Source organism: Clostridium sp. MCC344 (assembly GCF_018785365.1).
Taxonomy (GTDB): domain Bacteria; phylum Bacillota; class Clostridia; order Lachnospirales; family Lachnospiraceae; genus Pilosibacter.
This window is the reverse complement of sequence record NZ_WQPQ01000087.1, coordinates 1-26,988: the sequence shown is the minus strand read 5'-3', so window position 1 is coordinate 26,988 and position 26,988 is coordinate 1. Positions and strand designations below refer to the sequence as shown.

At 50.3% G+C, this 26,988-nt stretch carries 22 protein-coding genes, 1 tRNA gene and 1 other RNA gene; 22 read left to right on the top strand and 2 right to left on the bottom strand.

Annotation, left to right across the window (positions count from 1 at the left end):
- The 5 genes from GPK90_RS17590 (at window position 1) to GPK90_RS17570 (ending at window position 5,493) form a co-directional block, all read left to right on the top strand.
- Window positions 1-1,338, top strand: a complete 1,338-nt coding sequence (locus GPK90_RS17590; protein WP_118532955.1) for an O-antigen polymerase — start codon at window positions 1-3, stop codon at window positions 1,336-1,338.
- Window positions 1,335-2,531: a pyridoxal phosphate-dependent aminotransferase gene (locus tag GPK90_RS17585; protein ID WP_118532957.1), complete on the top strand. Its 1,197-nt coding sequence runs from the start codon at window positions 1,335-1,337 to the stop codon at window positions 2,529-2,531. Before GPK90_RS17590 ends, GPK90_RS17585 begins: the two co-directional genes overlap by 4 nt.
- Window positions 2,532-2,616: 85 nt before the next feature.
- A complete protein-coding gene (gene ytvI / locus GPK90_RS17580) occupies window positions 2,617-3,726 on the top strand; it encodes a sporulation integral membrane protein YtvI (protein WP_215703565.1) in 1,110 nt (369 codons plus the stop codon).
- A gap of 188 nt (window positions 3,727-3,914) precedes the next feature.
- Complete coding sequence (locus GPK90_RS17575) at window positions 3,915-5,153, top strand: peptidoglycan-binding protein (protein WP_215703564.1); 1,239 nt, start codon at window positions 3,915-3,917, stop codon at window positions 5,151-5,153.
- 269 nt (window positions 5,154-5,422) lie between these two features.
- Window positions 5,423-5,493 (top strand) — tRNA-Gly (locus tag GPK90_RS17570).
- A gap of 208 nt (window positions 5,494-5,701) precedes the next feature.
- On the opposite strand, the gene GPK90_RS17565 is transcribed toward GPK90_RS17570, so the two are convergent.
- Window positions 5,702-6,034 carry a hypothetical protein gene (locus tag GPK90_RS17565; RefSeq protein WP_215703563.1) on the bottom strand — a complete coding sequence of 111 codons (333 nt, stop codon included), beginning with the start codon at window positions 6,032-6,034 and terminating at the stop codon, window positions 5,702-5,704.
- Between the two features lie 99 nt (window positions 6,035-6,133).
- Window positions 6,134-6,925 carry a uridine phosphorylase gene (gene udp, locus GPK90_RS17560; protein ID WP_118532965.1) on the bottom strand — a complete coding sequence of 264 codons (792 nt, stop codon included), beginning with the start codon at window positions 6,923-6,925 and terminating at the stop codon, window positions 6,134-6,136.
- Window positions 6,926-7,279: 354 nt separating this feature from the next.
- Between udp and GPK90_RS17555 the strand changes: the two genes are divergently transcribed.
- From GPK90_RS17555 to GPK90_RS17475, 17 genes are all read left to right on the top strand, one after another.
- A complete protein-coding gene (locus GPK90_RS17555) occupies window positions 7,280-8,353 on the top strand; it encodes a carbamoyl phosphate synthase small subunit (RefSeq protein WP_215703562.1) in 1,074 nt (357 codons plus the stop codon).
- Window positions 8,353-11,553 (top strand): carbamoyl-phosphate synthase large subunit, encoded by a 3,201-nt coding sequence (gene carB, locus GPK90_RS17550; RefSeq protein WP_215703561.1) that lies wholly within the window; start codon window positions 8,353-8,355, stop codon window positions 11,551-11,553. The genes GPK90_RS17555 and carB overlap by 1 nt, the downstream gene beginning before the upstream one ends.
- Window positions 11,554-11,914: 361 nt before the next feature.
- Entirely contained in the window at window positions 11,915-12,886 is a 972-nt protein-coding gene (locus GPK90_RS17545; RefSeq protein ID WP_118532975.1) for a transporter substrate-binding domain-containing protein, read from the top strand.
- A gap of 160 nt (window positions 12,887-13,046) precedes the next feature.
- Window positions 13,047-13,736, top strand: coding sequence for an amino acid ABC transporter permease (locus tag GPK90_RS17540; RefSeq protein ID WP_118532977.1), 690 nt, complete (start codon window positions 13,047-13,049; stop codon window positions 13,734-13,736).
- A gap of 10 nt (window positions 13,737-13,746) precedes the next feature.
- A complete protein-coding gene (locus tag GPK90_RS17535) occupies window positions 13,747-14,472 on the top strand; it encodes an amino acid ABC transporter ATP-binding protein (protein WP_117469609.1) in 726 nt (241 codons plus the stop codon).
- A gap of 193 nt (window positions 14,473-14,665) precedes the next feature.
- Complete coding sequence (locus tag GPK90_RS17530; protein ID WP_215703560.1) at window positions 14,666-16,129, top strand: M20 family metallopeptidase; 1,464 nt, start codon at window positions 14,666-14,668, stop codon at window positions 16,127-16,129.
- A gap of 361 nt (window positions 16,130-16,490) precedes the next feature.
- Entirely contained in the window at window positions 16,491-17,498 is a 1,008-nt protein-coding gene (locus GPK90_RS17525) for a deoxyguanosinetriphosphate triphosphohydrolase (RefSeq protein ID WP_118321251.1), read from the top strand.
- Window positions 17,499-17,526: 28 nt separating this feature from the next.
- Window positions 17,527-19,293: a DNA primase gene (dnaG, locus tag GPK90_RS17520; protein ID WP_118651548.1), complete on the top strand. Its 1,767-nt coding sequence runs from the start codon at window positions 17,527-17,529 to the stop codon at window positions 19,291-19,293.
- Window positions 19,294-19,317: 24 nt separating this feature from the next.
- Window positions 19,318-20,442 carry an RNA polymerase sigma factor RpoD gene (gene rpoD, locus GPK90_RS17515; RefSeq protein WP_215703559.1) on the top strand — a complete coding sequence of 375 codons (1,125 nt, stop codon included), beginning with the start codon at window positions 19,318-19,320 and terminating at the stop codon, window positions 20,440-20,442.
- 25 nt (window positions 20,443-20,467) lie between these two features.
- Window positions 20,468-21,265 carry a class I SAM-dependent methyltransferase gene (locus tag GPK90_RS17510; RefSeq protein WP_215703558.1) on the top strand — a complete coding sequence of 266 codons (798 nt, stop codon included), beginning with the start codon at window positions 20,468-20,470 and terminating at the stop codon, window positions 21,263-21,265.
- Window positions 21,243-22,043 carry a Nif3-like dinuclear metal center hexameric protein gene (locus tag GPK90_RS17505; protein ID WP_215703557.1) on the top strand — a complete coding sequence of 267 codons (801 nt, stop codon included), beginning with the start codon at window positions 21,243-21,245 and terminating at the stop codon, window positions 22,041-22,043. Before GPK90_RS17510 ends, GPK90_RS17505 begins: the two co-directional genes overlap by 23 nt.
- A gap of 21 nt (window positions 22,044-22,064) precedes the next feature.
- Window positions 22,065-23,720 carry a nucleoside kinase gene (locus tag GPK90_RS17500; RefSeq protein WP_215703556.1) on the top strand — a complete coding sequence of 552 codons (1,656 nt, stop codon included), beginning with the start codon at window positions 22,065-22,067 and terminating at the stop codon, window positions 23,718-23,720.
- A 68-nt stretch (window positions 23,721-23,788) separates the two neighbouring features.
- Window positions 23,789-24,133: RNase P RNA component class A (gene rnpB, locus GPK90_RS17495), an RNA gene on the top strand.
- A 210-nt stretch (window positions 24,134-24,343) separates the two neighbouring features.
- Entirely contained in the window at window positions 24,344-25,078 is a 735-nt protein-coding gene (locus tag GPK90_RS17490) for a hypothetical protein (protein ID WP_215703555.1), read from the top strand.
- Window positions 25,066-25,743 (top strand): hypothetical protein, encoded by a 678-nt coding sequence (locus GPK90_RS17485; protein ID WP_215703554.1) that lies wholly within the window; start codon window positions 25,066-25,068, stop codon window positions 25,741-25,743. Before GPK90_RS17490 ends, GPK90_RS17485 begins: the two co-directional genes overlap by 13 nt.
- Before the next feature lie 102 nt (window positions 25,744-25,845).
- Window positions 25,846-26,583 carry an SLC13 family permease gene (locus tag GPK90_RS17480; protein ID WP_215703553.1) on the top strand — a complete coding sequence of 246 codons (738 nt, stop codon included), beginning with the start codon at window positions 25,846-25,848 and terminating at the stop codon, window positions 26,581-26,583.
- A gap of 268 nt (window positions 26,584-26,851) precedes the next feature.
- Window positions 26,852-26,988, top strand: a 137-nt coding sequence (locus GPK90_RS17475; protein WP_215703576.1) for a transposase, incomplete at its 3' end; no start/stop codon positions are given.

The following is a 26,988-nucleotide window of genomic DNA, read 5'->3' as shown; positions in this document are numbered from 1 at the left end:
ATGCTGGTTTATGTGATCTGTTACGGCGCTGCCATGCTTTTTGCATTCAGCGCCCATTTTACCTTATCGGGGATGTCGCTGCTCCTGGCAGCGGTCTATCTCTATCTGAGAGAATACGGAAAGAGTGGAAACCCGCTCCATCTGCGCGGGCTGTTTTCCTTGTTCTATGTAGGCGGAGAGGGGATTTCCTGTCTGAAGCTTTCCAGACTCCAGACAGAGTGGAGCCTCGAAACCTGGGCATGTTTTTTTGTCGCATTTGCGGCATTCTGGAATGTGTATGAACTTGCAGAAAAGCGGTTCAGCAGAAAGAAAACGGAATCCGCAAAGGATGGTAATGTTCAGAAAGAATGTCTGCAGAGCGGATTTACGCAGGCAGCTGCCGCAAAATACGGGGATCATATTTTTATAGCGATTGCCGGACTTACAGCATTGTCGTTTGCGGCGTTTCTGTTTGAAGCAGTCCGCCTGGGATATGTTCCGTTCCTGCTTCGCGGGGTGCCCCATGCATATTCCTATTTCCATATCTCAGGAGTTCATTATCTGACGGTTTCCTGTGTGCTGGTCCCGTCGATGGAGGTTCTTCTCTGGTTCTACAAGAGAGAGATGAAAAAAACGGAAAAGATCCTTTCGCTTATTCTGACAGGAGTCGCTCTTCTGATCCCGGTGCTCTGCGTATCGAGATTTCAGCTGATCTTTGCGGTGATCCTTGCGGTGCTGACCTTTATGATCGTCAGCGGACACAGAAAACTCCGGTATCTTTTCTTTGCTGCGGCAGGACTTGTTCCGCTCTATGTGATCCTGACGATCGCGAGAAGTCACGATGTGACGTATCTCAACGGGATTTTTGAGATGAAGAATGCAGCTACGCCGATCTTTATCACGCAGCCGTACATGTACATTGCAAACAATTACGACAATTTTGACTGTCTTGTAAAGCAGCTTCCCGCCCATTCGATGGGATTAAAGGGAATGTTCCCGCTCTGGGCTCTCTCCGGGCTTAAATTTTTAAAGCCGGTGCTCGTGGACTGGCCGATCTACGTGACGAAGGAGGAGCTGACGACGGTCACCTTGTTCTACGATGCCTATTATGATTTTGGTATCGCCGGTGTATTTTTCTTTTCATCGGTACTCGGAGTCCTGTCTGCGTGGCTTTCTTCGAGGATCTATCCGGGAAGAAATCCGGCCTGGTATCTGTTTTATTCCCAGGCGGCTCTCTATTTTATGCTCTCGTTCTTTACAACCTGGTATTCCAATCCGACGACCTGGTTTTACTTTGCGGTGACCGGTGCCTTTGGAATTTTCTTAGAGATAAAAAATAAACGGAGGAAACAGTTATGATATCAGAAAAAATGAAACCATTTATGGCAAACAATTCCGCGATCCGTGCAATGTTCGAGGAAGGAAAGCGCATGGCGGCCATTTACGGAAAAGAGAATGTCTATGACTTCAGCCTTGGAAATCCGAATGTGCCGGTCCCGCAGGTGACAGAGGCGATCCTTGATGTGGTGAAAAATGAGGATTTCATGACACTCCATGGATATATGAGCAACGCCGGTTTTGAGGATGTCCGCCAGACGATCGCGGATTCTTTAAATAAGCGTTTTGGAACGAATTTCTCATTCAAAAACCTGATTATGACGGTCGGTGCGGCCAGCGGTTTAAATATCATCTTAAAGAGTATTTTGAATCCGGGCGATGAAGTGATCGTATTTGCACCGTATTTTGTGGAATATAATGCGTATGTGAGAAACTATGACGGAAATGTAGTGATCATTTCTCCGGATACGGAGACATTTATGCCGAAGCTTGATGAGTTTGAGGCGAAGATCACTGCCAGAACGAAGGCTGTCATCATCAACAATCCGAACAACCCGACAGGTGTTGTCTATGATGAGGCGACGATCAAAGCACTGGCTGCGATCATGGAGAAGAAGGAGAAGGAGTTCGGCACATCGATCGTACTGATCTCTGATGAGCCGTACCGCGAGCTTGCTTACGGCGGAGTGGATGTTCCGTTTGTGACAAAGTTCTACCACAATGCGGTTGTGGGATACTCTTACAGTAAGTCTCTTTCTGTTCCGGGTGAGCGTATCGGATATGTTGTGATCCCGGATGAGGTGGATGACTCCGCTGCGCTGATCGGTGCGGCTACGATCGCAAACCGTGTGATCGGGTGTGTGAATGCGCCGTCCCTGATCCAGAAGGCACTCCAGTACTGCATCCAGCATGATGTGACGGTGGATCTTGCAACTTATGAGAAGAACAGGAATCTGATCTACGGGGCATTGACGGAGTACGGGTTTACTTGTGCGAAGCCGGATGGAGCGTTCTATCTGTTTGTGAAGTCACCGGTTGAGGACGAGAAGGAGTTCTGCGAGGTGGCAAAGAAGCATCATGTGCTGGTGGTTCCGGGAAGTTCGTTTGCTTGTCCGGGGTATGTGAGACTGGCTTATTGCGTGTCTTATGAGCAGATCGAGAGGTCACTGCCGGCGTTTAAGGAGATCGCGAAGGAATATGGGCTCTGCAAGTAAGAATGATATATAAAGGGGGATCTGCCTGGGTAAAATACTGCAGATGAGAAAAGCAGGATTTTTACGTGGATAGGAGGTCCGCAAAATGAATTTCAGAAAGTATATGGGAATTATTTTAAATATTGTTGTGCCATTAGCGATCATCTACGCGGTGTGCGTATGGGGATTGCGGCTGGTGGTGTTTTTCCTGCCGTTTGTGATCGGGTGGATCGTGGCGATGATCGCGAATCCGCTGGTCCGGTTTCTTGAGAGAAAGCTGAAGATCGTCCGCCGCCATGGTTCGGTGATCCTGGTCGTCGGGGTTCTTGGACTCGTGATCTTTGGATTTTATGGGCTGTGTTCCTGGCTGTTTCAGGAGATGACGGAGTTTGTCCAGGCGCTGCCGGAAATTTATGGATCTGTTCAGGGCGAGGTCAATCAGGCGTATGCCCGGATCGGCGGTCTTTTGAAGTATCTTCCGGCGGACACGGAAAATACGATCGGTGCGATCCTGGAGAACGCGGGCGGTTACATCGGGGACTTTGTTCAGAAGATCGCGGCATCGGCGGGCGGAAGAGTGGTCCGCACGCTCCCGGAGGTGTTTGTCAATGCGATCATCATCTGTCTCTCGTCGTATCTGTTTCTTGCGGATCATGACAGGCTCGTGGAGACAGTGAAGCAGTTTACACCGGAACCGGTGTTAAAGTATGGGAGAATGGTGAGGAAGGATGCCCGGACGCTGATCGGCGGATATTTTCTTGCACAGTTTAAGATCATGTTCGTGATCGCGATCGTTCTTGTGATCGGAATGCTGATTCTTGGGGTTCCGTATGGGATTTTTCTTGGGATTGGGATCGCGATCCTTGATTTTCTTCCAATGTTCGGAACGGGAACGGCGCTGATCCCGTGGGCGGTGGTGAAGCTGTTTACCGGTGAGTACGGGTATGCGGTCGGTCTCATCGTACTTTATGTCCTGACACAGGGGATCCGCCAGGTGATCCAGCCGAAGATCGTCGGTGACAGTATGGGACTTCCGCCGTTAGCAACTTTGTTTTTCCTTTATCTTGGTTTCAAGTTCCGCGGCATCGCCGGAATGATCATCGCAGTGCCGATCGGGATCCTGTTTATCCGTTTTTATGAGTACGGAGCGTTTGACGGACTGATCCGGAATGTGAAACTGCTTGCGGAGGAGATCAGGAAACTGATGGAGGGCTAGATTCCCATTGATATCGCGACAGTCGCCAAGGTCTCGCGCAAGCGCGGACTTTGGCTCGTTGTTTGCGTAAATATAAAACAGGCATTTTGGAACGAAAGAAGGTTCCGGAATGCCTGTTTTTATCGGTGATGAATCATCCGGTCTGTCACGGCATAAAATAAAATGATATTCGATCGATCGAGGATAGTATGGCACAGGGATATTTGCAAGTTGATGTTGTATCTGATGTGAACAGTTTTCCGGTGCAGGATGCGGATGTTGCGATCGCCAGGACAGAAGAGCCGGATAAGATTATCGAGGAGACGCGGACGAACAGTTCCGGGCAGACGGAGAATCTTTCATTAGATGCACCGCCGCCGGAACTTTCCTTATCGCCGGAGGAGACGGAGCGCCCGTACGCGGAATACACGATCCGGATCACGGCTCCGGGATTCAAACCGTTTCTTGTTTCCGGGACGGAAGTTCTGGCGGATGCGACGGCGATCCAGGGGATCCGTCTGCGTCCGCTTTCCAATGCACCGACCGGAGAGCAGACGGAGACGGTGACGATCCCGGATCATACGCTCTATGGGGATTATCTTCCAAAAATCGCGGAGAGTGAGATCAAACCGGTCACGGAAACAGGAGAGATCGTACTCTCCAGAGTTGTTGTCCCACAGACCATCGTGGTGCATGACGGCGCACCGACCAATGCGTCTGCACCGGACTATTATGTTCCTTACCGTGATTACATCAAAAATGTGGCTTCCAGTGAGATCTATGCGACGTGGCCGCGTTCTGCGATCGTTGCGAATGTGCTGGCGATCATGTCCTTCACGTTAAACCGCGTCTACACGGAATGGTACCGCAACCAGGGATATGATTTCACGATCACATCTTCGACGGCGTATGACCACAAGTGGATCTACGGGCGGAATATTTTTGAGTCGATCTCGGTTGTGGTGGATGATATCTTTGATAATTATCTTTCACGTCCCGGTGTGAAACAGCCGATCCTGACACAGTATTGCGATGGGCGGAAGGTTCGGTGTCCGGGGTGGTTAACGCAATGGGGCAGCTGCGAGCTCGGAGAAGCGGGGTATAGTCCGATCGAGATCCTGCGGAATTTTTATGGAGATGATATGTATATCAATACGGCGGAACAGATTTCCGGCATCCCGGCATCGTGGCCGGGATATGATCTGAAGATTGGTGCCACCGGTGATAAGGTGCGGCAGCTGCAGGAGCAGTTAGACGCAATCTCCAGCGTGTATACCGCAATTCCGGATATTTCCCCTGACGGGATCTACGGTCCGGCTACCGCGGCAGCAGTCCGGGAATTTCAGTCGATCTTCGGATTGCCGCAGACCGGAGTGGTGGACTTTGCCACCTGGTATAAGATCTCCCACATTTATGTGGGGATCACCAGGATCGCAGAGCTGTCATAGATTGGAGACGGGGCAGGATTTTGCCGTCAATCTGTATTAAGGATCGGCAAAATCCACTGCCGCGCTTGTTTTCACGATAGAGAAAGTATGGAGAGTTCCTCCTCTGAAAAAGCCCCGGATTTTCATGGATTGCCGTCCTTTTTTGTAGACAGGAAGCGGCATAAAAAACAATGTTGTCGGAAAAACAGGAACGATTTTCTGTAATTTACCAGAAAAAGCCTTGTGAAATATAAAAAAATGTGCTATGATACACATGTTAAAAAAAGATTGCAGATATGGTTCATCGGTAGAACGCTAGCTTCCCAAGCTGGAAAGGCGGGTTCGATTCCCGTTATCTGCTTTATAGGTAGCAGATTCAGTCCTCTGTTCATTGGAAATCCCAGTGTGCAGAGGCTTGTTTTTATTTAGGCAAACAACGAGCCAAAGTCCGCGCTTGCGCGAGACCTCGACGACTGTCGCGATAACAAGGGGGAAACTTGCAAAGTGTGTTTTCACTTGTTATAAAAAGAACCGGCCACGTGAAAGTGTGTGGCCGGTTCTTTGAGAAATCAGCGTCGGAAACTCAGATTCCCACAGAAATTCGTTCTGCAGCCTGTATTGCAGCCCGTATCGCATCCAATCCCGGAACTGCAGGTGCTGCCGCATGTCTGGTCTGTGCAGCTTGCTCCGAGTATCCGGTACACATCGGCAGCACGGAGATTTGAGATCGCACAGCCGTTCTGCATCCGGATCACGGAAACAGCATAGTTTCCATTGGAAGCGCAGGTGCTTCCGGAAGGAAACGCAGTCTGGCAGGAACGGCCTGCGGCGAAGGACGCGAAAGGCATTGTGAGTGTCATCATGGCGGAAAATGCGAGAACTGCCATCATCTGTTTTTTCATGGTAAAACCTCCTGTTATTTGAAATGTTACAAAAATGTTACAAAACAGATTCTACCATAAAATTCTGCTGACAGAACTGGGAATGGATGGAAAAAAGTCCTACTTCGCAGCGGATGCCGCTTTATCCTTCCGGATCAGCTTCCTCATCGCCTCTACCGCCGTCACGACAGCAGCCTCCGTATCGTAGACCTGGACGTCCTCAAGGCCGAGTTCACGTCTTGTCTGGTTTGCGATCACGAGCATTACGGAGCCGGTGCGGACTCTGCGGACGCTGCCGACGATGAAGAGGGCTGCGGATTCCATCTCGGAGGCGAGGGCGCCGCAGGCGATCCAGGCTTTCCATTTTGAGTTCAGCTCATCGGCGACCGGCATGGAGTCCGGGGAATGCTGACCATAGAAGTTGTCCTTGCACTGGACAACGCCGAGATGATGGCGGTATCCGAGTTCCTCGGAAGCTTCTTTCAGAGCCGCTACGACATCGAAATCCGGGACGGCCGGGTACTCGATCGGTGCGTACTCTTTTGTGGTCCCCTCAAAGCGGATCGCACCGGTCGCGATCACGAGATCCCCGCCAAGAACTTCTTTCTGCATTCCGCCGGAAGTACCGACCCGGATGAAGGTGTCCGCACCGCAGTGGACAAGCTCCTCGACTGCGATGGACGCGGATGGTCCGCCAATTCCGGTGGAGACGACGCTGACTTTCTCGCCGTCAAGATATCCGGTATATGTTGTGTACTCCCGGTTCTGGGCAATCTTTACCGGGTTGTCAAAATGTCTGGCGATCTTTTCACAGCGTCCCGGATCACCCGGAAGGATCACATAGCGTCCGACTTCCCCTGCACTGACGCCGATATGGTATTCTTTTTCTTTTGCATAAACAAGTTTGCTCATAGAACCTCCTTTTTGAGCGGAGCGGAAAAGATCCGGTTTCCGCCGCTGCTCAGAAAAATTCGATTTTTTTCTATTTTAACATTTTGGGATGGGGAAAACAATAGATGATAAAACCGACGGAGGGCAAATGCTTTGTGATGGTGTTTTATGCAGAAACCGGAATTAAGAATGTTCGGCAATCCCTGAAAAATCACCGGGGTTTGCTACTGCTAACTTTCATTTGAAAAAACTTGAAAAAAATCCGCGAAACCAGTTGAAAAATATCGATACTCATGGTAGAATAGTGAAAATTTGGGCTGAGATAAGTATGCCCGGATCAAGCAGCGAAATGAACACATAAGAAAGGGTGGCGTCATGAAAGCATATTTAATACTGGAAGACGGAACCGTGTTTGAAGGAACAAGCATCGGCTCTACCAGAGAAGTGATCAGTGAAATTGTTTTTAACACATCCATGACCGGTTATTTAGAAGTCCTTACCGATCCGTCCTACGCAGGACAGGCAGTGGTAATGACTTATCCGTTAATTGGTAATTACGGTATTTGTAAAGAAGATATGGAATCCGGACAGGCGTGGCCGGATGGTTATATTGTCAGAGAATTATCTAGGATCCCCAGTAATTTCAGAAGTGGGGACACGATTCAGCATTTCTTAGAAGAACAGGATATTCCAGGTATCAGTGGTATCGATACAAGAGCCCTCACAAAGATCTTAAGAGAAAAAGGAACCATGAACGGCATGATCACGACCAACGGATCATATGATCTCGAGGAAGTGAAAGAGCGGATCAAGGCGTATAAAGTAACAGGCGTTGTATTAAAGACGACCACAAAGGAGAAATATGTTCTCCCGGGAACCGGAAAGAAAGTTGCCCTCATGGACTTCGGCGCGAAGAAGAATATCGCGAGAGAGTTAAATAAGAGAGGCTGCGAAGTGACCGTATATCCGGCGGACACTCCGGCGGAGGAAGTATTAAAGACAAATCCGGACGGGATCATGCTGTCAAACGGCCCTGGAGACCCGGCTGAGAACACGGAGATCATCAAAGAAGTCCGCAAGTTCTACGAGTCAGATATCCCGGTATTTGCAATCTGCCTTGGTCACCAGCTCATGGCTCTCGCGACAGGCGCCAATACCTACAAATTAAAATACGGTCACCGCGGCGGCAACCACCCGGTCAAGGACCTTGAGACAGGACGTGTCTACATCTCCTCCCAGAACCATGGATATGCAGTGGACGAGCACAGCCTCGATCCGAAGGTTGCAGTCCAGGCTTTCGTGAATGTAAACGATAAGACAAACGAAGGATTAAAGTACGTGGGCAAGAACATCTTTACCGTTCAGTACCACCCGGAAGCATGCCCGGGACCGCAGGATTCCGGATATCTGTTTGACCGCTTTATTCGCATGATGGAGGAGGAAAGATAATGCCTAAGAATCCAGAGATCAAAAAAGTACTTGTGATCGGTTCCGGCCCGATCGTCATCGGCCAGGCCGCAGAATTTGACTATGCGGGAACACAGGCGTGCCGTTCCTTAAAGGAAGAGGGCATCGAAGTCGTTCTCTTAAACTCCAACCCGGCAACGATCATGACCGATAAGGACATTGCAGACCGGGTTTATATCGAGCCGCTGACAACCGAGGTTGTTGAGCAGCTGATCAAGAAGGAAAAACCGGACAGCGTTCTCCCGACACTGGGCGGTCAGGCCGGCTTAAACCTCGCGATGGAACTCGAGGAAGCAGGCATCTTAAAGGCAAACAACGTGCGCCTCATCGGTACCACAGCCTTGACGATCAAGAAGGCCGAGGATCGTGAGATGTTCAAGGAGACCATGGAAAAGATCGGCGAGCCGGTCGCTCCGTCCGAGATCGTTGAGGATGTACAGACCGGTCTTGCTGTTGCGGAAAAGATCGGATATCCGGTTGTTCTCCGTCCGGCTTATACACTCGGCGGCTCCGGCGGCGGTATCGCCTATGACGCAGAGCAGTGCGCGGAGATCCTTGAAAACGGACTCCGTTTATCCCGTGTCGGCCAGGTTCTTGTAGAGCGCTGCATCGCAGGATGGAAAGAGATCGAGTACGAGGTAATGCGTGATAGTGCCGGCAACGTGATCACCGTCTGCAACATGGAGAATATCGACCCGGTCGGCGTTCACACCGGTGACAGTATCGTTGTTGCTCCGTCCCAGACACTGGGAGATAAAGAGTACCAGATGCTCCGTACCTCCGCTTTAAAGATCATCACAGAGCTCGGCATCACCGGCGGCTGCAACGTACAGTATGCGCTTCACCCGGAGAGCTTCGAGTACTGCGTGATCGAGGTAAACCCGCGTGTCAGCCGTTCCTCCGCACTTGCTTCCAAGGCGACAGGATACCCGATCGCAAAGGTTGCTGCGAAGATCGCTCTCGGCTATACACTGGATGAGATCAAGAATGCCGTTACAAAGAAAACATACGCAAGTTTCGAGCCGATGCTTGACTACGTCGTTGTCAAGATGCCGAGACTTCCGTTCGATAAATTCATCAGCGCGAGCCATCAGCTGGGAACCCAGATGAAGGCGACCGGTGAGGTCATGAGTATCTGCACGAACTTCGAGGGCGGCTTGATGAAGGCGATCCGTTCCCTGGAGCAGCATGTGGATTCCTTAATGTCTTACGACTACAGCGGACTCACAGATGAACAGTTAAAAGAGCAGCTTCACAACGTGGATGACCGCCGGATCTGGGTTATTGCAGAGGCACTCCGCCGCGGTTTCGATTACGAGCTGATCCATGATATCACGAAGATCGATATCTGGTTTATCGATAAATTGATGATCCTCGTTGAAATGGAGAATGCCTTAAAGAAAGCCGGAAAGAACCTCGACGCAGAACTCTTAAAAGAAGCAAAACGCATCGAGTTCCCGGATAACGTGATCGCAAGACTCACAGGTCTCACAGAAGACGAGATCAAGAAGATGCGCCATGACAACAACATCCGCGCAGCTTTCAAGATGGTAGATACCTGCGCAGCTGAGTTCGCGGCAGAGACTCCTTACTACTATTCCTGCTTCGGAAGTGAAAATGAGGCGGAAGGTGAGACTGAGAAGAGAAAAGTCCTCGTTCTCGGCTCCGGCCCGATCCGTATCGGACAGGGTATCGAGTTTGACTTCTGTTCCGTACACAGCACATGGTCGTTTGCAAAAGAAGGTTTTGAGACCATTATCATCAACAACAACCCGGAGACCGTCAGCACAGACTTCGATATCGCAGACAAGCTGTATTTTGAGCCGCTGACACCGGAAGATGTCGAGAGCATCGTCGATATCGAGAAACCGGACGGAGCCGTTGTCCAGTTCGGCGGACAGACAGCGATCAAACTGACCGAGGCCTTAATGAAGATGGGCGTTCCGATCCTTGGAACTGCTGCTGAGGACGTTGACGCGGCAGAGGACAGAGAGCTCTTCGATGAGATTCTTGAGAAATGCCAGATCCCGAGAGCAAAGGGACATACCGTATTCACCGCAGAAGAAGCGAAAAAGGCGGCAAACGAGTTAGGTTACCCGGTACTCGTTCGTCCGTCCTACGTTCTTGGCGGACAGGGTATGCAGATCGCGATCTGCGATGAGGATATCGACGAATTCATCGGCATCATCAACCGGATCGCGCAGGAGCATCCGATCTTAGTTGATAAGTATATCATGGGTAAGGAGATCGAGGTCGATGCGATCTGCGACGGTACCGATATCCTGATCCCGGGTATCATGGAGCATATCGAGCGTACCGGTATCCATTCCGGCGACAGTATCTCCGTATATCCGGCGAAGAGCATCACCGAGGACAACAAGAAGACGATCGTGGAATACACAGAGAAGCTCGCAAGGGCGCTCCATGTAAAGGGAATGATCAACATCCAGTTTATTGTAAATGACGAAGGTGTATTTATCATCGAGGTCAACCCGCGTTCTTCCAGAACCGTTCCGTATATCAGTAAGGTAACGGGAATCCCGATCGTACCGCTGGCAACTCAGATCATCTGCGGTCATACGATCCGGGAACTCGGCTACACACCGGGCCTTCAGAAAGAGGCAGATTACTATGCAGTGAAGATGCCGGTATTCTCCTTCGAGAAGATCCGCGGCGCTGATATCAGCCTTGGACCGGAGATGAAATCTACAGGTGAGTGTCTTGGTATCGCAAAGACCTTTAATGAAGCTCTTTACAAGGCATTCCAGGGCGCAGGCATCAAGCTTCCGAAGTACAAGAACATGGTCATGACTGTCCGTGATTCCGACAAGGAAGAGATGCTCGACATCGCAGCGAGATTCAAGGCACAGGGATACCGCATCTTCTGTACCGCAGGAACCGCGAAGTACTTCAATGAGCACGGCGTAAAGGTCATTCCGGTAAGAAAGATCGAGCAGGAGTCTCCGAACCTTCTTGACCTGATCCTTGGACATGAGATCGACCTTGTCATCGATATCCCAGCACAGGGCGCAGAGAGAAGCCATGACGGCTTTATCATCCGCCGGAATGCGATCGAGACAGGCGTTACCGTTCTCACTGCGGTCGATACTGCGAGAGCGCTTGTGACAAGTATGGAAAATCGTGCAAAAGAACTTACACTGATCAATATTGCTGAAATCTGATATTGGTAAAAAATAGAAGAGCAGCCCGTTTCACGCTGGAGTGAGATGGGCTGCTTTTTACGTTGCCCCAGCAGCGTATGCCGGAAATGTATGCCGGAAATTTGAAAGAGGTGACGCGCTATGCAAAAAAAAGAAATATTAACGCTTTATCAAGATGAATATATGCATTGATAATGTATAAAACATTGAAAAAACTGCATGAAACAATATAATTATGCACTGAATATTGTATAAAATGCATAATCTGTAAAAAAAACATAAAAAAGTGCTTTACAAAAGAATAATTATACATTATAATGCGTATCAACATCACACATGTGAGACATAGAAAAAGATAGAAACAAAGAGGAGAGGATCGATTATGAAGAAGAACATCGTTTTAGCTATGACAACAGCAGCGGTCATTGCTGCTCTTACAGGATGCGGAAGCTCCAAGACCACTGAGACAACGGCAGCAGCTACAACGGCAGCTGAGACAACAACAGCCGACGCGACAACAGCGGCTGAATCAAAGGAAGCAGATAAGACAGAGGCAGCAGCCGCAGCGGAAGGTTCCTTAAAGGCACTTGAGAATGTAGATCCGAAGGGCCATCTCGGAAAAGTTCTTGCGGCAGGAAAGATCACAATGGGAACATCCCCTGATTTCGCTCCGTGGGAATTCAAGGATGTCAGCAGTGGAACAACCGAGTATGTCGGTGCCGATGTGGAGCTTGCAAAATACATCGCTGAGAAGCTTGGCGTAGAACTTGAGATCAAGCCGATGGAGTTCTCCGCAATCCAGCAGGCAGTTACTTCCGGAAACATTGATATGGGTATCTCCGGCTTCGCTTACACAGATGAGCGTGCAGAGGCTATGGGACTTTCCGAGCGTTATAATGTAAACACGAAGAAAGGTCAGGGCCTTTTAGTTAAGAAGGAACTTGCTTCCCAGTACAATACAGCAGAATCCTTCGCAGGCAAGAAGGTTGCTACCCAGAACGCAACCTTACAGAACAAGCTTGCTACAGAGCAGCTTCCGTCTGACGTTCAGATCCAGTTAGTGACAAATATAACAGACGGTGTTATGATGTTAACAACAGGCAAGGTTGACGCACTCGCTGTATCCGGTGATAACGGTGAATCCCTTGCAAAGACATACGACGATATCGCAATGGCAGATTTCATGTTTGACTATTCAAGTGAAGGTAACGTTATCGCAGTCAAAAAAGGCGATGATGATCTCTTAAATGCGATCAACGAAGTGATCGTTGAAGTTAACGAGAAAGGTCTCTATGAGCAGTGGAGGGAAGAGGCAGTTGCTCTTGCTGATAAGCTCGGTATCGAGACGCACTAATTTCGGAGCGGATCGTTTCGTTCCGTGATGGAAGATCAGCGCAGGACGGAATCGGTTATCACTTCAGGTTACAGAAAATACAGAGCTCGGTCTTTCCGGTGAAAATGCCGGAAAGACCTTTGTCTGTTTTCAAGTTTTATCTACGAAAGGAGTTTTCCAGATGGAGTTTCTTAACGTCATGTTAAAAGTCTGGATGAAGTACTGGAACTTATTCTTACAGGGTCTTGGAATGACACTGTTTATGGGTCTCCTCACCGTCCTCATCAGTACCGTTTTCGGTTCTCTGATGGCACTGATGCGCCGCAGCAACGTGGGCATCGGAAAATTTAAGCCGCTCCGGCTGATCGCTACCGTTTATGTCGAAATTATCCGCGGTACGCCGATCCTGCTGCAGCTATATTTCTTCTACTTTATGCTGCCGACCTGGCTCCCGTTCCTCAACTTAAGCGAGTTTACATGCGTTATGACTGCATGCTGCGTAAACTCTACCGCTTATGTCTGTGAGATCGTCCGCGCAGGTATCCAGGCTGTCGATGTCGGACAGACTGAAGCTGCCCGTTCCCTTGGCTTAAACGCGCGCCAGACCATGATCCATATCGTTCTCCCGCAGGCAGTTAAGAATATTCTTCCGGCACTCTGCAACGAGTTCGTAGCGATCGTCAAGGAGACATCTCTGGCGTCCACGTTCTTTATCGGAGAACTTATGACCCAGTTTAAGACCATCAACGGTCTTACATTCCGTGTACTTGAGCCGTTAACCATCGTTGGTATCATTTACTTCGGCGTGACATTTATCATGTCCAAGCTGATTGCTTTACTGGAGAGGAGGATGAACGCAAGTGAGCGCTAATGAAAAAGAATTGATTCGTGTAGAAGATCTGCATAAATCCTTCGGCAGTCTTCAGGTATTAAAGGGTGTTACCGAGCATGTCAATCATGGCGAGGTCGTTTCTGTTATCGGACCGTCCGGCGGCGGTAAAAGTACATTTTTACGCTGCTTAAACCTTCTTGAGACACCGACATCCGGAAAGATCTATTTCGAGGGAACCGATATTACCGACAAGAATGTGGATATCAACCTGCATCGCCAGAAGATGGGAATGGTATTCCAGCACTTTAATGTATTCAATAATCTTACAGTTGGAAAGAACGTAACGCTCGCCCCGGTCCTTCTCGGAAAGAAAACACAGAAGGAAGCCGACGAGATGATGCGGGAGCTTTTAAACCGCGTTGGTCTTGCGGATAAGGAGAACCAGTTCCCAAAGAAGCTTTCCGGCGGACAGAAACAGCGTCTTGCGATCGTGCGCGCGCTGGCGATGGAACCGGATGTTATGCTTTTTGATGAGCCGACTTCCGCCCTTGATCCGGAGATGGTAGGAGAGGTTCTTCATGTTATCAAGGACCTTGTAAAGACAGGAATGACTACTGTGATCGTAACCCATGAGATGGGATTTGCGAGGGAGGTCTCCGACCGCGTATTCTTTATGGATGGCGGCGTGATCGCGGAGAAAGGCACTCCGGATGAGGTCTTCAATCATCCGCAGAACCCGAGGACACAGGAATTTTTAAGCAAGGTATTATACTGATGAAAGGACAGCGGGAAAAGCTGTTTTAATAGGAACTATGAGAAGCGCGCTTTGCGAGCTTCTCAAGTTATCGCGGCAGTCGCCAAGGTCTCATGCAAGCATGGACTTTGGCTCGTTGCTCGCGTAAGTCATATCCCGCTCAGGCAGACTTTTGGAGTCTTGCCTGGCGGGATTTTTGAAAGGAGAACATGACATGTCAGCATCCAAACAGACAGCATTCGATTATATCGACGAGAAATCAGGAGTGATCACCGACGTATCCGATAAGATCTGGGACTATGCGGAGCTTTCCCTGAGAGAGTACAAATCCGGTGAACTTTACGCAAAGGTATTAAAAGAAGAAGGATTTACTGTCGAACATCCCTTTGACAACATTGAGACTGCATTCCGCGCTTCCTACGGTTCCGGAAAGCCGGTGATCGGTATTCTGGCTGAGTATGATGCTCTGACAGGCCTTTCCCAGATCGCCGGATCAGAGACCAGAAAAGAGCTTGTCACAGACGGAAACGGCCACGGCTGCGGCCACAACCTTTTAGGTGCGGGTTCCATGGCTGCGGCTTTTGCTATAAAAAAATATCTGGAAGAAAAAGGTGAGGGAAGCGGTAAAGTGATCCTTTACGGCTGCCCTGGTGAGGAAGGTGCAGCTACAAAAGCATTTATGGCAAGAGACGGCGTGTTCGCGGAGTGCGACGCGGCTCTCACCTGGCATCCGGGCAATGTGAATCAGGTTACTTCCGGTACCTGCAACACCTGTATTCAGACAGAGTATAAGTTTACCGGTGTTGCCTCCCATGCAGCGGGTGCGCCGGACAAGGGACGTTCTGCCCTCGACGCGGTGGAGCTTATGAACATTGGCGTCCAGTTCTTAAGAGAGCACATGCCGGACAGCTCCAGGATCCACTACTCGATCACGGATGCCGGCGGAGATTCTCCGAACGTTGTCCAGCCGAGAGCGCAGGTCCTCTACATGGTCCGTTCCATCTGGGTCAAAGATGCCCTGGAGCTTCAGGAGCGGGTTGACCGGATCGCGCTTGCGGCATCCATGATGACGGACACAAAGATGGAGAAAAAGTTCATCGACGGCTGCTCCAACACAGTCCCGAACAAGGTCCTGGAATCCCTGATGTGGGAAAACTTCAATGACCTCGGCGTCTGCCATTACACAGAGGAAGAGTTAAAGTATGCGAAGGCGCTTTACGATTCTGTTGAGATGAAGTCTGCGGATCTTCCGGGAGATGCGACGAAGGACAGCGATGAGATCTACGAGTTTGTGGATGAGAAGTCCAAACATGGCACCGTGCCGATGAATGAGTTCCTTGTTCCGTACCTGTACTCCGAGAAGCCGAGAATGGGCTCCACGGATGTCGGTGATGTGAGCTGGTGCGTTCCGACCGCGCAGATCAACACTTCCACATTCCCGGCACAGGCGCCTGGACATTCCTGGCAGAATGTCTCCTGCGGACGGACATCCATTGCCCACAAGAACATGCTGCTGGCAGGAAAAGTCATCGCAGCGACGGCGATCGATCTCATGGAGAAGCCGGATGTTCTTCAGGCGGCGAAAGATGAGTTCAATAAGAAGATGAAACGCTACGGCGGCTACATCTGCCCGATCCCGAGGGACGCGGTTCCGGTCGTTCCGGGCGAGAAGATGTAATTGTGCAGATAGTTACGAAAACAAAATAGATTGGTCGTAAGTCCGGCCGGACAGATCATGCAGCAGACGTTTGCTGCACAGAGCTGTCCGGCTTTTGTTGGTTTGGCCAATTCCGTAAAATGAAACCATATCTGCAGATTTCGCCAATTTACAGATTTTTTACACATTTTTCAGCGAAAAGATAGGAATCGCGGTTCTAAAACACGCAAAAATGTGGTATAATATAAAAGTATATTTTCAGATAGGAGAACAAATGGTTGCTTTCGGTGGCGGAAATTTTCTGAATTGAAGATTCCGTAAAATGTCGCTGCGGTCGTGGAGCCTGCTGATGTGTTTTCACGGCAGAAAGGAGCGGATGGATATGAATATCAGGGAAACGATGGAACAATGGGAACGCCAGAATCTCAGCCCGTATGCTGCTCTGAGCAGTGAGACGCTGGGGCGGGACCGCGAGGAAGTCCCCTGTGATGTCCGTCCTGCCTACCAGCGGGACCGTGACCGGATCCTGCACAGCAAGTCATTTCGCCGCCTGAAAGACAAGACACAGGTCTTTCTGGCCCCGGAAGGCGACCACTACCGCACGAGGCTGACGCACACGCTGGAGGTCTCCCAGATCGCCAGGACGATCGCAAAGGCGCTTCGGATGAATGAATCCCTGACGGAGGCGATCGCGCTGGGACATGATCTCGGACATACGCCTTTCGGACATGCCGGCGAGTACATATTAAATGAGATCTGTGAGGACGGTTTCGCCCACTTTAAACAGAGTGTCCGGATCGTGGAGGTCCTGGAGAAAAAAGGACAGGGATTAAACCTCACGAAGGAAGTGCGCGACGGGATCTTAAACCACAGAACGTCAGGAAACCCTGCGACGCTGGAGGGAAAGATCGTCCGCTTCTCTGATAAGATCGCGTACATCAATCATGACATCGATGATGCGATCCGCGGGAAGATCATCACCGAGAAAGATATCCCCAGAGAGTTTGCGGATGTCCTCGGTGATACGGTAAAGGACCGCCTGAATATCATGATCCATGATATCATCAACAACAGCATGGACAAGCCGTCGATCTTCATGTCTCCGGATGTGGAGCGGGCGATGCGCGGGATGAGAGAGTGGATGTTCGAGCATGTCTACCGGAATCCGGCCGCAAAAGGCGAGGAAGGAAGAGCGCAGCAGCTGATCGTGACGCTCTATGAATATTATCTGAAACATGTGGACGAGCTTCCGGAGGAATTCCGGATGATGATGGAGACCCGCGGTGAGAAGAAAGAGCGGGTCGTCTGCGATTATATTGCCGGGATGAGCGACGGATACGCGATCGACCGGTTTGAGGAATTATTTGTGCCGAAGGCATGGAAGATATAAAAAATACGCATTGTGGGAGGGATGAAACGTGTATTATCCGGAAGAAGTGATCGAGGAGGTACGGACGAGGAATGATATCGTGGATATCGTGTCCCAGTATGTAAATCTGAAGAAAAAGGGTGCAAACTATTTCGGCCTGTGCCCGTTTCATAACGAGAAATCCCCGTCGTTTTCTGTCTCCCCATCGAAGCAGATGTACTACTGTTTTGGCTGCGGAGCAGGAGGAAACGTGATCTCCTTCGTGATGGAATATGAAAATTATACTTTTGTGGAGGCCGTGAAGATGCTGGCGGACCGCGCCGGGATCGCACTGCCGGAGATGGAATATTCGAAGGAAGCAAAGGCCCAGGCAAGCTTAAAAAATACGCTCCTGGAGATCAACCGCCTTGCTGCAAATTTCTTTTATTACCAGCTAAAGCAGCCATCCGGCAAGATCGGATATGATTACCTGAAGGAAAAGCGGCGGCTGAGCGATGATACGATCCGCCATTTCGGGCTTGGATATTCCAGCAAAGTGCCGGATGATCTGTACCGGTATATGCGATCGAAAGGGTATCACGATGATATCTTAAAAGAGACAGGCCTCTTCTTTATTGATGAGCGCGGGGCAAGGGATAAGTTCTGGAACCGCGTCATGTTCCCGATCCTGGACGTCAACAACCGCGTCATCGGCTTCGGCGGACGTGTGATGGGGGATGGGGAGCCGAAGTATTTAAACTCCCCGGAGACGAAGATCTTCGATAAGAGCCGGAATCTTTATGGACTGAACTTCGCGAGAACGTCCAGGGCGAAATATATGCTGGTCTGCGAGGGATATGTCGATGTGATCGCGATGCACCAGGCGGGCTTTACGAATGCCGTGGCATCCTTAGGGACCGCATTTACGTCCCAGCACGCGATGCTGTTAAAGCGATATACGGATCAGGTGATCCTGACCTACGACAGCGACGGAGCCGGCGTGAAAGCGGCGCTCCGGGCGATCCCGATCCTGAAAGAAGTCGGGATGTCCATCAAGGTTTTAAACATGAAGCCGTATAAAGATCCGGATGAGTTTATCAAGAACCTCGGAAAAGAGGAGTTCCAGAAGCGGATCGACAACGCAGTCGGGAGTTTCATGTTCGAGATCTCGGTGATCCGGAACCAGTACAACATGCAGGATCCGGAGTCAAAGACAGGATTTTATAATGCCGTCGCGAAGAAGCTGCTGGAATTCCCGGAAAAGCTTGAGAGGGATAACTATACGGAAGCCGTCGCAAGGGAGTATATGATCCCGGAGGCAGACCTCAAAAATCTCGTGAATTCCATGGGCGGACTCATCGGAGTGACGACAAGAGAGCGCGAGTATGACAAAGAGCGGATCCGACAGAAAAAGGAGAAGGAGGACGGGATCCGGAAGTCCCAGCGACTGCTCCTCACATGGCTCATCGAGCGGCCGGAGCTGTTCGAAAAGATCCGCGGCATCATCACGCCGGAGGATTTCGATGATGAACTCTATCGGGAAGCAGCGTCCATGGTGTTTGAGGAATATGAAAAAACAGGAAGCGTGAACCCTGCCCAGATCCTGAATCATTTCATCGAGGGCGAGGAACAATACAGGGAAGTAGCTGCCCTGTTCCATGCGACACTCAGTGAATCCTTAAATAATGAGGAGCAGAGGAGAGCGTTTTCTGAGACAGTCAAAAAGATCAAGAAACACAGTCTGGATGTGAAGGGAAAGACTGCAGACATCAGAGAATTACAGGAAATTATCAGGCAGCAGTCGGAACTTGCTGCCCTGAATATCACACTGGACTAGAATCCAGCCGGGAAGGATGGAATTATGGAGGAAAAGACACTTACATTTGACGAGAAGTTATCAAAACTTCTGGAACTCGCAAAGAGCAAAAAGAATGTCCTGGAAGAGAAGGACATTCACGATGCGTTTGCGGGGGAAGAACTGACACCTGAGAAGCTGGACCGCATATATGACTTCCTGGATAAAAAGCATGTTGATGTTTTAAAAATGTCAAACGATGACGATATGGATCCGGATCTGTTCACAGAGGATGAAGATCCGGACCCGGAGGATGAGATCGATATGGAACATATCGACCTCTCAGTTCCGGAAGGAGTCAGCGTGGATGACCCTGTCCGGATGTATTTAAAGGAGATTGGGAAAGTGCCGTTGCTCTCCCCGGATGAGGAGATCGAGCTGGCAAAGAAGATCGAGCTTGGGGATGAGGCGGCGAAAAAGAAGCTCGCCGAGGCCAATTTACGTCTTGTGGTCAGCATCGCAAAGCGCTATGTGGGACGCGGGATGCAGCTTCTGGACCTGATCCAGGAGGGAAATCTCGGACTCATCAAGGCCGTGGAAAAGTTTGATTACCGGAAGGGATACAAGTTCAGCACTTACGCGACCTGGTGGATCCGTCAGGCGATCACCCGCGCGATCGCGGACCAGGCGAGAACGATCCGGATCCCGGTCCATATGGTCGAGACGATCAACCGGCTTGTGAGAACACAGCGCCAGCTGGTACAGAAACTCGGAAGAGAGGCAACGCCGGAGGAGCTTGCGAGAGAGCTCGATATGCCGGTAGACCGCGTGAGAGAGATCATGAAGATCTCCCAGGATCCGGTGTCCCTGGAGACGCCGATCGGTGAGGAGGAGGACAGCCATCTTGGAGATTTTATCCAGGATGACAACGTGGAAGTGCCGGCGGATGCCGCGACGTACACACTGCTCCATGAACAGCTGATGGAGGTCCTTTCAACGCTCACGGAGCGGGAGCAGAAGGTCCTGCGGCTGCGGTTTGGTCTGGATGACGGGAGACCGAGGACGCTGGAGGAGGTCGGAAGACAGTTCAATGTGACGAGGGAGCGGATCCGGCAGATCGAGGCGAAGGCGCTCCGGAAACTGCGCCATCCGAGCAGAAGCAAGGTTTTAAAGGATTATCTGGACGAATAAGCGAAAAAAGAATGGAGAAACATATATGAAATTATCAGAACGCCTGGAGATGGTGCTCTCGTTCGTGGAACCGGGAGAATCCGCGGCAGACGTTGGGACGGACCACGGGCATGTGCCGGTGGAACTTGTCCGGAGAGGAATCGTAAAAAAGGCAGTTGCGATGGATGTGCGGAAGGGACCGCTTTCCCGTGCAACGGAGAATATTGCGCTCGCAGGACTTTCGGAGAAGATCGCGACAAGACTCTCAGACGGGGTGGCAAAGCTGCTTCCCGGGGAGGCGGACTCGGTCGTGATCGCCGGAATGGGCGGTGAGCTGATCATTAAGATCCTGGAGAACGGAAGGCACATGTGGGATTCCGTGTCCCAGTGGGTGTTGTCCCCGCAGTCGGAGATCTTTAAGGTCCGCAGATGGCTTCTGGAAAACGGGTTTGAGATCCGCAGGGAAGATATGCTCTTAGAGGACGGGAAGTATTATACGGTGATGGATGTCCGAAGAAGAGGCTCCGGTGACGCTGATCAGGCGGCAGATGCTCTGAAAGGTGCAGATCAGGCAGATGGGAATGCGCAGGATGCAGCTTCCGCCAGTGGGCTTTCCGGACTTTCTGAGGACAGCCGGATGCTCTACGGGGATTATCTGATCCGGACGAAAAATCCGGTGCTTCTTACATATCTGAAAGAGGAAGAGGAAAAGCTCGCTCGTTTTATCGGGGATCTTTCCGCAAAGGCCGGTTCTTCGGAGCGGGCGGCTGAACGTCTTTCGGAGTTAAAAGTACAGTTGAGGGAAAATCAGGAGGTACAGCATGAAATGCAGGGAGATCATTGAGATTTTAGAGACGCTTGCGCCGAAGTCCTGTGCCTGTGACTGGGACAATCCGGGACTTCTTGCTGGGCGTATGGATAAGGATGTAAAGAAGATCCTGCTGACACTGGACGCGGACGATGCGGCGGTGGAGAGGGCGAAAGAGATCGGTGCGGATATGCTTTTGAGTCATCATCCGCTGATTTTTAAGCCGGTGAAGCATGTTTCCGATGAGGATTTTATCGGAAGACGTCTTGTCTCCCTGATCCAGGCGGATGTGTCCTATTATGCGATGCACACGAATTTTGACTCGGCTCCGGGATGTATGGCGGATATTGTCGCGGACCGGCTGAATTTTGTGGATCAGAAGCCGCTGGAGCTTATGGGAGAGCTTTCGGGAACTGCTTATGGAATCGGAAAGACCGGAACTTTGAAGAAGCCGATGACGGGGCCGGAGCTTGCGAGAGAAGTGAAGAACCGGTTTGGACTGCCGTTTGTCACGGCCTACGGGAGTGAGCTTTATGAGAATGAGCCGGTGACGAGAGCGGCGACTTGTCCGGGTGCCGGAGGAAGTGAGATCCGGGAGGCGCTTCGGGCAGGAGCACAGGTGTTTATTACCGGGGATATCAGTCACCATGAGGGGATCGATGCGGCGGCCCAGGGGATGATGATCATTGATGCGGGGCATTATGGGCTGGAGCATGTGTTTATGGACTTTATTGAGGGATTTTTACGGGATAAATTGCCGGAGGAAGTTGCGATCGAGAAGATGGCGGTGAAGTTTCCGGCGGTGGTGATATAGGGATGGATTGGAGGCGGTTTTATGGCAGTTGTGAAGGCGAATGGAATCGGGAAGGTTTATCCGGAGGGGACTACATATCTGGAGATCGCGAGGGATTTTCAGGATCAGTATGAGAATGACATTCTGCTTGTGAGAGTGAATGGAAAGCTCAGGGAGCTGGATAAGACTCTGACGGAGGATTCGGAGATTTCGTTTATCACGGCGGAGGGGAATGCCGGGTATAAGACATATGAGCGCAGTGCGATCTTTCTGATGCTGAAGGCGTTTTATGAGGTGGTCCAGAGAGAGAAGATCAGGAAGATCCAGATCGATTTTGCGCTCGGAAACGGAATTTACGGGGAGCTTGTCGGGGATGTCCCGGTGGATGAGAAGCTGCTTTTAAAGGTAAAGGCGCAGATGGAGAAGCTGCGGGATGCGGCAATCCCGGTCAAGAAGCGGAGCATCAACACGGATGATGCGGTGGAGCTGTTCGGGAAGCATGGGATGCATGATAAGGAGCAGCTGTTCCAGTACCGGCGGGCATCTCGGGTGAATATTTACAGTATCGGAGAGTTTGAGGACTATTTTTACGGGTATATGGTCCCGGACACGAGTTATGTGAAGTATTTTGATCTGGTGCCGTGCCATGCGGGATTTCTGCTGCTGCTTCCGGTGAAATCGGATCCGAAGCATGTGGAGCATCCGGCGGTCAGGGAGAAGCTGTTCTCGATCCTTCATTCATCGTATCGCTGGAGTGACAGTCTTGAGGTCCCGAATGTCGGTGCTCTGAATAAGATGATCGCGGACGGGAAGGGACAGGATCTGATCCTGATGCAGGAGGCACTCCAGGAGAAGAATATCGGTCAGGTTGCGGAACAGGCCGTGAAGGATCCGGACCGCAGGATCGTGATGATCGCAGGACCGTCTTCTTCGGGAAAAACAACATTCAGCCACCGGCTTTCGACGCAGTTTGCAGCGCTCGGATATAATCCGCATCCGATCTCCGTGGACAATTATTTCCGCAACCGGGAAGAGTATCCGCTTGACGAGAACGGGCAGCCGGATTTTGAGGCGCTCGGATGTGTGGATATTCCGCAGTTCAACGAGGACATGAATGCCCTGCTTGCCGGAAAGGAGATCGAGCTCCCGAGGTTTAATTTCAAGACAGGAAAGCGGGAGTACAAGGGCGATCGCCTGAAACTCGGAAAGAAGGATATTCTCGTCATTGAGGGCATCCACTGCCTGAATGATGCGATGTCGGCCGAGCTTCCGAAGGAGAGCAAATTTAAGATCTATATCAGCGCCCTGACGCAGTTAAATGTGGACGAGCACAACCGGATCCCGACGACAGACGGGCGACTGATCCGTCGGATGGTACGCGATGCGAGAACGAGGGGAACTTCGGCGTTAGAGACGATCGAGCGCTGGCCGTCGGTCCGCCGCGGCGAGGATAAAAATATCTTCCCGTTCCAGGAGAGTGCAGACGTGATGTTCAACTCGGCGCTTGTGTATGAGCTCGCGGTACTGAAACTTTACGCGGAACCGTTATTGTTCAATATCCCGAGAGACCGGGAGGAATACGATGAGGCGAAGCGGCTTCTGAAGTTCCTCGATTATTTCCTTGCGATCGACAGCGACGTGATCCCGAAAACTTCGATCCTGAGGGAATTTATCGGGGGAAGCTGTCTGAATGTGTAGGAAAAATGTGGAAATCTTCCTATCCTATCTGGACATAAAAAAAAATATATGTTAAAATAAACAGGTTCTGAGTAGGACAGATGGTCGCTGCTGCAATTCTCAGGGATGCAGGAGAGGAAAGTCCGGGCTTCAAAGGGCAGGGTGCCGGATAACGTCCGGCGAAGGCGACTTCAGGGACAGTGCAACAGAAATAAACCGCATGGAAACATGTAAGGGTGGAAAGGCAGTGTAAGAGACTACCGCCTCAATGGTAACAGGGAGGGCACATGCAAACCCCACTCGAAGCAAGGCCAAACAGGAAGCATAAGGCGGCCCGTCTGCTTCCGGGTAGGCCGCTTGAGCCGTCCGGTGACGGACGGTCTAGATAGATGACCATCCAACGACATAACCCGGCTTATCGTCTTGCTCAGAATTGAATAAGAAATTAAGACCGTCTTTTGAAACTTAGCGGAAACGCGAGATTTTGGAAGACGGTTTTTTTACGTCTTAACGATGAAAAAAAGTTATGTAATTAGATAAATAAACGAAATTTTACTTTATGATAGCCGGATGATATGATGAATTCAGAAAGAGAAATGGTTGATCAGTCAGACAAGATCATACACAGGGAAAGGATGAAAATTATGGGATTCTGGAAGAAAGCAAAAACTGCCGATACTCCCGGAATATGGGAAGGGACGGAAAAATACGGACCAGTGAAACTTGCGTCGGTGGATTTCCGCGACGGTCAGCAGTCTGTAATCGCAACGAGAATGAGAACGGAGGACATGCTTCCGATCCTGGAGCAGATGGATGACTTCGGATACGAATGCATCGAGATGTGGGGAGGAGCAACATTCGACTCCTGCATCCGCTATCTGAATGAAGATCCGTGGGAGCGCCTGAAGGCATTCAAGAGAGTCTGTAAAAAAACACCGCTGCGCATGCTGCTCCGCGGTCAGAATCTTTTAGGCTATACTCCGTATCCGGATGATGTGGTCGAGAGATTCGTGACAAAGACGGCTGAGGATGGAATGGATATCTTCCTGATCTTTGACGGCTTAAACGATATCAGAAACTGTGCATGTGCTGCGAAGGCAGCGCTGAAAGCCGGAAAACGCGTGGAAGGAAATATTCAGTTTACTTCCAGCCCGGTACACACTGTTGAATCGTTTGTACAGACAGCAAAAGATTATGTGAATATCGGAGCGACCGCAGTCCACCTGGAAGATATGGGCGGTATGATCGATCCGACGACGGCGGCAAAGACAGTGGCAGCTGTGAAAAAAGCCGTCAAAATGGATTTGGAAAAGCAAAACCGGAGACAGAGATCGTTTACGGTCCGTCCATCAAAGACTGGCCGAAGATGCCGGCACTGACCGAGAACCTTCTTCTTCAGGTTGCCAGCGTGATCCGCGATGAGGTGACAACAACGGATGAGCTGATCCCGTCCGGTGAGACAGCTTCCTACCGTTCCAACCCGTACAAGATCTCTGAGTTCACCCTGATCCGGAAGGATCCGCAGTATGTGGGACGCGCGAAAGCCGCACAGGAGTTCGAGAAGGCGAGAGTTGCAGGCGATAAGGAGAAAGCAGGAACCTTCTATCAGGTACTCAAGGCGGTCGGTGTTGACACTCCGGTCGAGGAACTCATGAAGACAACCGGGATCGGATCTGTCCTCTACGCAAAGAGACCGGGCGATGGTTCTGCGAGAGAGTACGCGGCAAGCTGCCAGAAAGTACTCGGTGGACTTGCAAACATCTGCATCGAGTATGCGACAAAGAGATACCGCAGCAACTGCGTCAACTGGGGAATTCTGCCGTTCACATGTCCGGAAAAAGAGATCGTTCTTGAGCCGGGTGAGTACCTGTATCTTCCGGGAATCCGCAAAGCAGTGGAAGACGGTGCGACAAGATTTACGGCAAAAGTGATCGGAAAAGACGGCGCAGTCCGCGACCTTGAGTTAGAGCTGAACGGCGTAACCGAGGCAGAGAAGAAGGTTCTTTTAGCGGGAAGCCTGATCAATTCCTATAAGGAAGCGTAAATATTAAAACAATACAATACTGCAGGTCCGGTCAGCGTGAAATTGCGCGCTGACCGCGGGCTGGAAAAACAGGGGTATCACGAATATTTGGAGGTATTACATATGAAACTGGCAATCATCGGCTTTGTACTCATGATCGTCTTAATGTACGTGCTCATTCGGGAAAAGATGGCTCCGCCTGTGGCATTCATCCTTCTCCCACTGATCGCAGCGGCATGTGCAGGATTCGGAATGGAAGATATCGCGGGTTTTGTGAAAACAGGTATGAATTCCATGTTAAGCACAGAGATCCTGTTCGTCTTTTCTATCTCATATTTCACATTGATGTCCGATAAAGGACTTTTTGATCCGATCATCAATTTCCTGATCAAAAAAGCGGGAACGAATGTGACAACGATTCTCGTTGCGGCAGTGCTCACAACCTTCGTTGCACACTTAGACGGATCCGGCGCGACTACATTCTTAATCGTAGTTCCGGCGTTCTTACCAATCTGCAAGGAGATGGGAATCCGCCCGAAGGCTCTGCTCGGCGCAATGTGCGGCGCTTACGGCGTGATGAACATCGTTCCGTGGGGCGGTCCGACGATGCGTGCAGCGAGTGTTGCAGGTGTGGAAGCCGGTGATCTCTACAGTTTTATCATTCCGGGAATCGCATGTCTGGTTCTCATGGCATTTGTGATCGTATTTGTAGTTGCCATGATCGAAAAGAAAAACGGCGCCGGAAATGCGGCAAAGATCGAGTCCGAACAGAAAAAGGCAGAGGAGAAGAAGGTAACCTATGACGCCATCTACTGGTTTAACAAGAATCAGCAAGAATTCTCCCACCTCTATAGGTGGTGAGATGAATTGCTATCTCTTGCATAGTGCCATAGTTGGCATGTAAATATCAGATTATTGCACATAGTTGTGCTGTGTGTTGTAAACTTCTCATATATTGATTTTTGCAGTCGTGCTATATCATCAATCCTGCATACAATGAATAAGCCTGAAGCCTGAAGGGAAAATAGATTGCAGATTGAGCAGAACAAATGTTCTGAAATGTAATAGACAAATGATCTCATTTGTGATATAATTAAATCAGTCGAAATAGAAAGAAAGACTGATAAATATGAGAGAACTTGACAATAATGCACATTCAGTATTTTTACTCTATTATCATCTGATCCTGGTCGTAAAGTACCGGAAAAAGGTCCTGAATGATCCGATCTCGGGTCGCGCACGAGAAATCTTTGAATATATCGCGCC

What these genes read in the sequence shown, in the direction of transcription:
- GPK90_RS17590 (WP_118532955.1), top strand. Translation starts at nt 1, where the DNA reads ATGCTGGTTTATGTGATCTGTTACGGCGCTGCCATGCTTTTTGCATTC.
- GPK90_RS17585 (WP_118532957.1), top strand. Translation starts at nt 1,335, where the DNA reads ATGATATCAGAAAAAATGAAACCATTTATGGCAAACAATTCCGCGATC.
- ytvI (WP_215703565.1), top strand. Translation starts at nt 2,617, where the DNA reads ATGAATTTCAGAAAGTATATGGGAATTATTTTAAATATTGTTGTGCCA.
- GPK90_RS17575 (WP_215703564.1), top strand. Translation starts at nt 3,915, where the DNA reads ATGGCACAGGGATATTTGCAAGTTGATGTTGTATCTGATGTGAACAGT.
- GPK90_RS17565 (WP_215703563.1), bottom strand. Translation starts at nt 6,034, where the DNA reads ATGAAAAAACAGATGATGGCAGTTCTCGCATTTTCCGCCATGATGACA.
- udp (WP_118532965.1), bottom strand. Translation starts at nt 6,925, where the DNA reads ATGAGCAAACTTGTTTATGCAAAAGAAAAAGAATACCATATCGGCGTC.
- GPK90_RS17555 (WP_215703562.1), top strand. Translation starts at nt 7,280, where the DNA reads ATGAAAGCATATTTAATACTGGAAGACGGAACCGTGTTTGAAGGAACA.
- carB (WP_215703561.1), top strand. Translation starts at nt 8,353, where the DNA reads ATGCCTAAGAATCCAGAGATCAAAAAAGTACTTGTGATCGGTTCCGGC.
- GPK90_RS17545 (WP_118532975.1), top strand. Translation starts at nt 11,915, where the DNA reads ATGAAGAAGAACATCGTTTTAGCTATGACAACAGCAGCGGTCATTGCT.
- GPK90_RS17540 (WP_118532977.1), top strand. Translation starts at nt 13,047, where the DNA reads ATGGAGTTTCTTAACGTCATGTTAAAAGTCTGGATGAAGTACTGGAAC.
- GPK90_RS17530 (WP_215703560.1), top strand. Translation starts at nt 14,666, where the DNA reads ATGTCAGCATCCAAACAGACAGCATTCGATTATATCGACGAGAAATCA.
- GPK90_RS17525 (WP_118321251.1), top strand. Translation starts at nt 16,491, where the DNA reads ATGAATATCAGGGAAACGATGGAACAATGGGAACGCCAGAATCTCAGC.
- rpoD (WP_215703559.1), top strand. Translation starts at nt 19,318, where the DNA reads ATGGAGGAAAAGACACTTACATTTGACGAGAAGTTATCAAAACTTCTG.
- GPK90_RS17510 (WP_215703558.1), top strand. Translation starts at nt 20,468, where the DNA reads ATGAAATTATCAGAACGCCTGGAGATGGTGCTCTCGTTCGTGGAACCG.
- GPK90_RS17505 (WP_215703557.1), top strand. Translation starts at nt 21,243, where the DNA reads ATGAAATGCAGGGAGATCATTGAGATTTTAGAGACGCTTGCGCCGAAG.
- GPK90_RS17500 (WP_215703556.1), top strand. Translation starts at nt 22,065, where the DNA reads ATGGCAGTTGTGAAGGCGAATGGAATCGGGAAGGTTTATCCGGAGGGG.
- GPK90_RS17490 (WP_215703555.1), top strand. Translation starts at nt 24,344, where the DNA reads ATGGGATTCTGGAAGAAAGCAAAAACTGCCGATACTCCCGGAATATGG.
- GPK90_RS17485 (WP_215703554.1), top strand. Translation starts at nt 25,066, where the DNA reads ATGCCGGCACTGACCGAGAACCTTCTTCTTCAGGTTGCCAGCGTGATC.
- GPK90_RS17480 (WP_215703553.1), top strand. Translation starts at nt 25,846, where the DNA reads ATGAAACTGGCAATCATCGGCTTTGTACTCATGATCGTCTTAATGTAC.